The sequence below is a fragment of the Streptomyces murinus genome, from assembly GCF_002154555.1.
Taxonomy (GTDB): domain Bacteria; phylum Actinomycetota; class Actinomycetes; order Streptomycetales; family Streptomycetaceae; genus Streptomyces; species Streptomyces murinus.
Genome location: NZ_MUNF01000646.1, coordinates 1 through 7,842, shown reverse-complemented (window position 1 = coordinate 7,842; position 7,842 = coordinate 1). Strand labels below are relative to the sequence as shown.

Sequence of the window (7,842 nt, the reverse complement as noted above, 5' to 3'; positions counted from 1 at the left end):
CTCGGCCACCTCCTCGCGGCGGTCGCCGTCGGCTGGCTGCTGCGCCGCGAGGAGGTGGCCGAGCAGCATCGGCAGCGAGGGCAGCAGTGCCGCGGAGGCACCGGTGGCGTCGGCCGCGTGCGGCAGGGGCAGCGGGGCCCCGGCCACGGGACGGCCCGAGCGGTCGATGAGGCGGGCGGCGAGCAGGATGTGGAAGGCGTGGCCGGGGGTGAGCGCGGCGGCGTTCGCCCCGCACAGCAGCCGGGTGGCCTGTTCGACCAGGGCGGCGTCGCCGAGCGCGGCTTTGCCCGGGGTGCTCTGCCCCATCGGCATCCCGCCCATGGCCATGCCCGCCCCGTGCTGGCCCAGGCCGAACAGCGTGTGCAGCGCGGTCTGGCCGAGGGTGAGGAGCGCGGCGATGCCCGGCAGCGAGCGGGCCCGCCCGGCGAGCGGGATCACGAGCAGCAGGGAGCCGAGGAAGCCCACGCCGAGCGTCCACAACGGCACGCTCGCGCAGGAGGCCAGGGTGTGCCCGGCCGCGGCCAGCACGACGCAGACCGCGGCGAAGACCGCGGCCCGCAGCATCCGGAGCCCGGCTCCGGGACGCGCCGTGCGCGCGTGAGGGGCAGACATGGCGGGCTCATCATCCCACCGCGCCCCGCGCCGTCCTACGTCAGGTCCGGGCAACACATCCCCGGCCCGGCCGGAGCGGCCGAAGGGGTACGTCCCGCATACACCGATTCCTCCCGGCCCGCGTCGGCTGTATGGGCGGAGTCACGTCAACGGTGTGCTTACGGCCACCTATGGGCGGCAATAGGTATCGGTATGTCGAGCCGCGGCCTGGAGGCTGGAGCATGAGCATCTGGTGGTCACTCCATCTGCGCCGTGAGGCCGCGAGTGTGCCGCTCGCGCGGCGGCTCCTGATCGGCACCATGGAGACGGCCGGGGTGGATCCGGAGATCTCCTACGACCTCTCCGTCGCCCTGAGCGAGGCGTGCGCGAACGCCGTCGAGCACGGCGGCGACGACAGCACCTCGGCGGTGTACCGGGTGACCGCGTACCTCGACGGGGAGAAGTGCCGTATCGAAGTGGCCGACTCCGGCCCCGGCTTCCAGCACACCCGCGAACTGCGCCCCGCCCGCCCGGACGCCGAGCACGGCCGCGGCCTCTGCCTGATCCGCGAACTCGCCGACCACGTCCACATCGGCCCCAAGCCCGGCCGCCACGGCACGGTGGTCAGCTTCGACAAGATCCTCAAATGGCGCGACGACGCTCCGCTGCTGGCGGTGTAGCCCGGGTCACATCCGGCGATCAGAGCAGCGGCTCGACCAGATCGGTCAGTTCCGCGCGGCTGATCCGGCCCATCCGGGCCGCGGCGATCCGGCCCTGCCGGTCCACGACGAAGGTGTAGGGGTAGCCCTGCGGACTGACCAGACCCTTGGGGATGCGCAGGAGCTGGACGGTCTTCGGGTCGTGGAGGCTGCGGTAGGGGACGTGGTGCTCTCGGGCGAAGGCCGCACCGGCTGTCCTTGAGGCATCGGTGTCGACACCCATGACGCGTACGCCGCGAGTGTGCAGGGCGGTGTGCACAGCGGAGAAGTCATGGGCCTCGGCGCGGCAGGGGCCGCACCAGGACGCCCACGCGTTCACCACGAGCACATTGCCCCGGTAGTCGTGTACGGCGATCGGACGGCCGTCGATCGCGGTCCCCGTCAGGTCGGGCATCTTCTCGCGATCGGCCGGAGCGAACGTCTCCTGCAAGGGGGCCGCTTGGCCGTCGTCCAGCCGGGGGCCCGCGCAACCCGATGCCATCAGCAGGGCCAGGACGAGGCCGGCGGCTTTCGCGATGTTCATGATGATGAGGATGTCACCCTGCCGCGGACCGCTCATTGCCGTCGAGGGTGTAACGCTTCTTCAGGACGGCGTCGAGCTTGCCCGAGCGCACCGCGGACAGGCACCAGGCGGTGGGCAGTTGGAGCGTGAAGAGCCCGAAGAACGAATACAGCGCCGCGGCGTCCAGGAGTTCCCCCGGGTTGCCCCCTCCGTAGGGCGCCGCGTTGGCGATGCCGAGTACCAGCATGTAAAGGACGCCGTCGACGAGGACCGTCCGCCAACGGGGCAGCGGGGAGAGCAGACGGCGGGCCAGGGTGAGCACCGCGGTGCAGATGACCAGGAAGACGGCCTGGTCCCTGCACCACGTGAGTGGCTCGGGCCCGGTGGGTCCGAGCCGGTCGCCGAACGCGAGCGAATAACCGGCCAGCACCACGGTCCCGGTGAGCCATGAGACCACGGTGACCCAGGCGGCGTACGTGAGTGCGCTGCGCCAGGGGGTGAATATCATGGCGCTCCTTTCAGGCCCCTGGTCGGAGCCGGTGGCACGGTCATCATCCCACCCTCGTCGTGCGGGCCACCGCCGAGCGTCCGGCCCCGACGTGCCGGTCAGTAACCGCCGATGTTGGAGATGGTGCTCGGCTCACAGGCTCGGGAGTAGAGGCACTCGAGGCCGCTGAGCAACTTGGTGCTCATCCTGTGCTGGTAGACGGTCTTGGTGGAGTGCTTGCTGCCGCTGGTGTAGCCGAAGAGGTACATCTCGTGGTCCGGGGCTGGGCGGGCGCTGCCGGACACGTAGAAGTCACCGTTGCGGGCGAGGCGGGCGTCGTAGTACACGCCGATGCCGGCCCGGCGGATACCGGACTTGGGGCAGAAGGGGTCGGTTGCTTCGATCTGGGCGTGCACGGCACGCGTCTTGCCGTCGAACCGGGTCTTGGTGCGGAAGTCGATCTTCTTGGTCGACGCCTTCCGCTTGTCGATCAGCTTTCCCTTTTTGTAGACCTTCGTCCAGCCGGTCTCGGGGAAGAGGTCGTAGGAGGACTTCGTCCAGTAGACGACACCGCGGACACCGGCGCGGAAGGAGGTGCCGGAGACGGCGCTGGAGAAGCCCCGGCCGTCGCCCTTGTACTTGTAGGAGTTGCCGCCGTACTTGCACCCGGAGGCCTTGCTGACGTAGCCGGGCACGGTCACCCAGGGCTGGCGGATGAAGGAACGCCAGGTCACCACGGTCTTGGTGTACTTCTTGGCCTTGGCCTCGACCTTTTGGGCGGTCTGGGCGAGGGCGGCGGGTGTGTCGCCGGTGGGGACCGTGACGTTCAGACCCCAGGTGCGGCCAAGGCCCTTCGCGTCACCGCTGATCTGGTAGGAGGGCTCGGAGCCGGGCACGACCGTGTCGTCGCGCAGACTGTGCCCGGAGGTCCTGGCGATCACCTTGCCGTCCCGGATGACGGTGTAGGACGTGGCGCCGAGGTCGGGCCACGACAGGTCGACGAACGTGCTGGAGGCGGCCCAGGCGGCGCGCTCGGTCCGATTCGGCGAGTGGGCGAGGGTGACGTCGGCGATGACGTGCTGTGAACCGGCGGCGAGGATCTCGCTGTCGGTGGCCTTGCCGGTGTAAGCACTCACCGTGTGCACACCGCCGGCGGCGAGGGCGGTCCTGCCGCTCGCGAAACTGCCGGTGCCGGCGTCGAGGACGAACGCGGCCTCCTTCGGCGCGGGGGCGGCCGAGGCGGTGGCTCCGCCGGTGGCCACCGACGCGGTGAGGAGGGCTACGGGCAGCACGGTTGCCGCGCTCCAGCGCCCCATGGTGCGGTTGACGTTCACGGATCGACTCCCTGGATCGAACGGTTTCCCCAACCCGGCCGCGTCACCGGCGGGTTGAGTCATTGACGGCGCGCACGAGGGGGCGGCTTCCGAGGGACCCGTCGGGACTTTTGCGCGGAAGCCGCCCCCGAGAGGTCAGGACAGGCCCCACTCCTGGCGTACGCGGGCCGGGTTGGAGCTTCCGGACTTCTCCAGGTAGGGGTGGGAGCCGGCCTTCGTCGAATTCGACGCGATGACCTTGCCGTTGCGCGCCGCGCTCCAGATCAGGGAGCCGCCCAACGTCCAGCGCTGCGCCTTCCAGCTGGAGTGGCAGGTGTACTGGACGATGCGGCTCTTGCTGTCGACGTTCAGGCACTTGCCCGACTTGTCGTTCTTGATGGTGAACACCGAGTCGTTCTTGTAGATCCGGTGGAGGGTCCAGCGCTGCGACTTGTCGCCGGAGCACTTGCCGACCGTGAGCTGAGCGTTCTGCTTCGTGCTGCCCCCCATGGACAGACACGTGTGAGCTGCCCAGACGCGCTCCAGGCGTACATGGGCGTAGGGGTCCTTGGCCTGCGGCGCGGCAGTGGCCGACGGCGCGGCGAGGCCGGTCATCGTTCCGGCCGCGACTGCGGTGAGCAGCAGTGATCCGGCTGCTTTACGCATGGGTCCTCCCCGTTTCAGCGACATGGCGAGCGATGAACGTAAACGCGAACCAGCCATGTCCGCTACGTCCGTTGGGGAGGTGTCTGATAGGGCATTGCCCTAAAGGGAGGGTGGTCGTACCCCGTGTGGAGTCGTCTGGTTCGGGTGCCCTACGGTGGCCCTCGTAGCGCCGCACTCACAGGGGGTCGACTTCCGTCCATGAAGCTCTCACGCCGCCTCGCTCTTGGTGCCCTCGCCGGCGTCGTGGTCCTGGGCGTGGGGGGCGGGGTGACGGCCCATCTGCTGGACGATCCGGCGCGGGGCCTGACGGCCGCCGCGCATGCGGGGGACGCGCACTGCCGGGAACTCACCGGGAAGGCGCCGGGGCGGCTGGCGGGCAAGGAGCGCCGGTCCGTCGGACTCGACGGCGTGGTGGTGTGGGGCGACCAGGATGTGATCCTGCGCTGCGGTGTCGCGAGCCCGACGGCGACAACGGATCCGTGTTTCGAGGCGAACGGGGTCGACTGGGTGCTCGACGAGCGGCAGTCGACCCCGGATCGCAAGGTCATCGTGACGTTCGGACGTACGCCCTCGACGCAGGTCGCCATCCGCGCACAGGGGGTGCGTACGGATGAGGCGATCCTGGAGCTGTCGCCCCTGGTGGAGGGAATCCGGAAGACCGGCCGGTGTCTGGACGCCCAGTGACCGGCGCCGGGGCCGCTCGTCGGACGAGCGGCCCCGGCATGGTCACGCGACCGTCGTTTTCTGGCCTCGGCTCGACGCCAGTGCGAGGTGCCGGGAGCAGGACGGCTCGTCACACAGTGCGTTGTGGGCCAAGGCGGAGACGATCGCGACCTGTGTCCGCGTCTGTTGCCCCAGCTTCGTCACGATGTTCGAGATATGCGCCTTCACTGTGCGTTCGGCGATGCCCAGTTCCTTCGACAACTCACGATTGCCGACCCCTGTCCCCAGCAGCAGGAGAACCTCTCTTTCCCGGTCTGTCAGCGCTTCCAGCCGCCAGATGCCGGGTTCCGGGGTGTGGCCGGTTCGTCGGTAAGGGCAGGTAGTGCCCGTAGCCTCGGCCCAGTTGGTCATTCTGGCCCCTTCTGAACGCCGCGTTTCCAGCAGACCCCCGTGGCCCGGTTGTGGCGGCGGTCAACGGCCAACTTACCCGTCGGTTCTTACGAGCTTCATGCCGTTTCCGGCTGCGTAACTTACCTGCACGGTCGGCGGATTGGCCGAAAATGGTGGGTCTCTGCGAGGGCGTTCGAAGAGGCGGGCGGGCGGATCGTCGGGGCCGTCACCCTGACGGGGAGCACCCGGGGGCCGTTCTGTAGCGCGCACCTCGGCTATTGGGCCGCCGCGGACCGGCAGGGCCGGGGGCTGGCGAGCGCGGCCGTGTCACGGGTGTGCGGGCTCGCGCGGGACGTGGTCGGCCACATCGACGGCCGTTGGCGGGACAGCCGGCTGTTCCAGCGGATCCCGCACGACGAGGACCCCGCGCCCTGGAACGCCCCGGAGAGGGACTGAGGACCGCGCGGCCGGCCACGGCGGGTCCGCGGACGGAGGCGGCCGGGCACCCCTGGGTACCCGGCCGCCTCGCTCGTCGGGTCAGCCCTTCAGCGCGGCCATCCACGCCTCGACCTCGTCGGCGCGCCGCGGCAGGGCGGCCGAGAGGTTCCGGTTGCCGTCCTCCGTCACCAGGATGTCGTCCTCGATCCGGACGCCGACGCCCCGGTACTCCTCGGGCACGGTGAGGTCGTCGGCCTGGAAGTACAGGCCAGGCTCGACCGTGAGGACCATGCCCGGCTCCAGGACGCCGTCCACGTACGTCTCGGTGCGCGCGACCGCGCAGTCGTGGACGTCCATGCCGAGCATGTGACCGGTGCCGTGCAGGGTCCAGCGGCGCTGCAGGCCCAGCTCCAGGACGCGCTCGACCGGGCCCTCGACCAGGCCCCACTCGACCAGCTTCGCGGCCAGCACCCGCTGGGCCGCGTCATGGAAGTCGCGGAACTTGGCGCCCGGCCGCACCGCCGCGATGCCGGCCTCCTGGGCCTCGTACACCGCGTCGTACACCTTCTTCTGGAGCTCGCTGTACGTGCCGTTGACCGGCAGCGTGCGCGTGACGTCGGCGGTGTAGAGGGTGTGCGTCTCCACACCGGCGTCGAGCAGCAGCAGGTCGCCGGAGCGGACCGGGCCGTCGTTGCGGACCCAGTGCAGGGTGCAGGCGTGCGGGCCCGCGGCGCAGATCGAGCCGTAGCCGATGTCGTTGCCCTCGACGCGGGCGCGCAGGAAGAAGGTGCCCTCGATGTAGCGCTCGCTGGTGGCCTCGGCCTTGTCCAGGACCTTCACCACGTCCTCGAAGCCGCGCACCGTGGAGTCGACGGCCTTCTGCAGCTCGCCGATCTCGAACGCGTCCTTGACCAGGCGCAGCTCGGAGAGGAAGACGCGCAGCTCCTCGTCGCGCTCGGCGGTGACCTTGTCGGTCAGGGCCGCCTCGATGCCGGCGTCGTAGCCGCGCACGACGCGCACCGGGCCGGTGGCCTCGGCCAGCTTCCCGGTCAGCTCGCGGACATCGGCGGCGGGGATGCCGTACAGCGCCTCGGACTCGGTGAGGGAGTGGCGGCGGCCGACCCACAGCTCGCCCTGGCCGTCGAGCCAGAACTCGCCGTTCTCGCGGTCGGAGCGGGGCAGCAGGTAGATGGTCGCCCGGTGGCCCTCGCCCGCGGGCTCCAGCACGAGGACGCCGTCCTCCGTCTGGTTGCCGGTGAGGTACGCGTACTCGACGGAGGAGCGGAAGGCGTACTCCGTGTCGTTCGAGCGGGTCTTCAGGTTGCCCGCCGGGATCACCAGACGCTCGCCCGGGAAGCGCGCGGAGAGCGCGGCGCGGCGGCGCGCGGTCTCGGCGGCCTGCTCGATCGGCTTCAGGTCACGCAGCTCGGTGTCGGCCCAGCCGGACTGCATGTTCTCGGCCAGCTCGTCGGAGACGCCCGGGTACAGGCCGTTCTTCCGCTGCTTGATGGGCTCCTCGGACTCGGTTTCCGGGGTCGCCGGAATGAGTTCGTCGGCCACGTGTTCCTCCTCGGTACGGCGTGTGATCTCCCCCGGGGCGGTCCGTGCGGCTCGCCACGGTGGGTGACCGTTTCCGAGCCGGGGACCTCCATCATCGTACGGTCGTACCGGGACGGGACCAGGGGCGGATGCCCCGTTATGCCTGGTCACCGGCCGGTCACTGAGCGGTGATGCCGGGCCGGGGCGTCGGCTCAGTCGAAGCGGGCCGCCAGCAGCACCACGTCCGTCGTGCTGTCGGCGGTGTCCGGGCCGTCCGGCAGCACCGTGCGCAGCACATGGTCGGCGACGGCCCCCGGATCCTGCCGCAGCGCCCGCGGGACGCTCGCGGCGGCCGTGTGCAGCCGGGCGAAGGCGCGGTCCATGGGGTCGCCGGTACGGTGCAGCAGCCCGTCGGTGTAGAGCAGAACCGTCTCTCCCGCTTCGGCCTGGATCTCCACGCTGGGCGCCTCCCAGCACGAGAGCATGCCGAGCGGCGCACCGAGTTCGCCGAGACCTCCGTCTCCGCGCCGCTCG

10 protein-coding genes and 1 pseudogene are annotated in these 7,842 nt (G+C 70.5%); 3 read left to right on the top strand and 8 right to left on the bottom strand.

Annotation, left to right across the window (positions count from 1 at the left end):
• Positions 1 to 612: pseudogene (locus CCN72_RS32260) on the bottom strand (hypothetical protein); the annotation flags it as partial.
• Positions 613 to 833: 221 nt separating this feature from the next.
• Between CCN72_RS32260 and CCN72_RS32255 the strand changes: the two are divergent.
• Positions 834 to 1,271, top strand: coding sequence for an ATP-binding protein (locus CCN72_RS32255; protein WP_037650556.1), 438 nt, complete (start codon positions 834 to 836; stop codon positions 1,269 to 1,271).
• Positions 1,272 to 1,290: 19 nt separating this feature from the next.
• On the opposite strand, the gene CCN72_RS32250 is transcribed toward CCN72_RS32255, so the two are convergent.
• The 4 genes from CCN72_RS32250 to CCN72_RS32235 all read right to left on the bottom strand — a co-directional run bounded on the left by CCN72_RS32250 (position 1,291) and on the right by CCN72_RS32235 (position 4,278).
• The gene (locus CCN72_RS32250) at positions 1,291 to 1,833 is read right to left on the bottom strand and encodes a TlpA family protein disulfide reductase (RefSeq protein ID WP_158101453.1); all 543 of its coding nucleotides are present in this window, start codon (positions 1,831 to 1,833) and stop codon (positions 1,291 to 1,293) included.
• 13 nt (positions 1,834 to 1,846) lie between these two features.
• Positions 1,847 to 2,320 (bottom strand): hypothetical protein, encoded by a 474-nt coding sequence (locus CCN72_RS32245; protein WP_086811739.1) that lies wholly within the window; start codon positions 2,318 to 2,320, stop codon positions 1,847 to 1,849.
• 98 nt (positions 2,321 to 2,418) lie between these two features.
• Positions 2,419 to 3,633: a hypothetical protein gene (locus tag CCN72_RS32240; RefSeq protein ID WP_202442859.1), complete on the bottom strand. Its 1,215-nt coding sequence runs from the start codon at positions 3,631 to 3,633 to the stop codon at positions 2,419 to 2,421.
• A gap of 135 nt (positions 3,634 to 3,768) precedes the next feature.
• Positions 3,769 to 4,278: an RICIN domain-containing protein gene (locus tag CCN72_RS32235; RefSeq protein ID WP_158101452.1), complete on the bottom strand. Its 510-nt coding sequence runs from the start codon at positions 4,276 to 4,278 to the stop codon at positions 3,769 to 3,771.
• Positions 4,279 to 4,476: 198 nt separating this feature from the next.
• On the opposite strand from CCN72_RS32235, the gene CCN72_RS32230 reads away from it, so the two are divergent.
• Positions 4,477 to 4,962, top strand: coding sequence for a DUF3515 family protein (locus tag CCN72_RS32230; RefSeq protein ID WP_086811735.1), 486 nt, complete (start codon positions 4,477 to 4,479; stop codon positions 4,960 to 4,962).
• A gap of 42 nt (positions 4,963 to 5,004) precedes the next feature.
• On the opposite strand, the gene CCN72_RS32225 is transcribed toward CCN72_RS32230, so the two are convergent.
• Entirely contained in the window at positions 5,005 to 5,352 is a 348-nt protein-coding gene (locus tag CCN72_RS32225; RefSeq protein WP_086811733.1) for a response regulator transcription factor, read from the bottom strand.
• A 312-nt stretch (positions 5,353 to 5,664) separates the two neighbouring features.
• On the opposite strand from CCN72_RS32225, the gene CCN72_RS41470 reads away from it, so the two are divergent.
• Positions 5,665 to 5,787, top strand: coding sequence for a hypothetical protein (locus CCN72_RS41470; RefSeq protein WP_279630302.1), 123 nt, complete (start codon positions 5,665 to 5,667; stop codon positions 5,785 to 5,787).
• Positions 5,788 to 5,868: 81 nt separating this feature from the next.
• On the opposite strand, the gene CCN72_RS32215 is transcribed toward CCN72_RS41470, so the two are convergent.
• Both CCN72_RS32215 and CCN72_RS32210 read right to left on the bottom strand, forming a co-directional pair.
• Complete coding sequence (locus CCN72_RS32215) at positions 5,869 to 7,329, bottom strand: aminopeptidase P family protein (protein WP_086811729.1); 1,461 nt, start codon at positions 7,327 to 7,329, stop codon at positions 5,869 to 5,871.
• Between the two features lie 191 nt (positions 7,330 to 7,520).
• Positions 7,521 to 7,842: SpoIIE family protein phosphatase (locus tag CCN72_RS32210; RefSeq protein WP_158101451.1), on the bottom strand; the 322-nt coding region annotated here is incomplete at its 5' end.